The sequence below is a fragment of the Paraburkholderia sp. SIMBA_053 genome, assembly GCF_046534895.1.
In the GTDB taxonomy this organism is placed as follows: Bacteria; Pseudomonadota; Gammaproteobacteria; order Burkholderiales; family Burkholderiaceae; genus Paraburkholderia; species Paraburkholderia caledonica.
In genome coordinates this window covers 1-256 of the sequence record NZ_JAWRXU010001132.1, presented here as the reverse complement: position 1 = coordinate 256, position 256 = coordinate 1, and the positions used below count along the sequence as shown (strand labels likewise).

1 pseudogene is annotated in these 256 nt (G+C 65.2%); it reads right to left on the bottom strand.

The annotated features are described in order from the left end of the window. A pseudogene (locus tag SB753_RS39165) lies at positions 1-163 on the bottom strand (altronate dehydratase); the annotation flags it as partial. Between the last annotated feature and the right edge of the window lie 93 nt (positions 164-256).

The window sequence follows — 256 nt, the reverse complement described above, 5'->3', positions numbered from 1 at the left end:
CGATCGCGCGCGTCGCGATCTTGTGGCCGGGCGGAATCAGACCCGTCACGACCAGGTCCTCGGTTTCGATGCGCGTGCCCGACACGAGCTGGCGCGTCGCAATGATCACGTCGTCGTTCGGATGAAGGCGGATGGCGGCGTGCGCGGCGATAGCTGTCGACATGATTCGGTGCCTTATTGAAAAATCAGACGTGCGAGCGTTGCGCGCCTTCCGGCACGTAGGGGCGCTCGGGATCGGCGGGCAGTGGCTCGATGC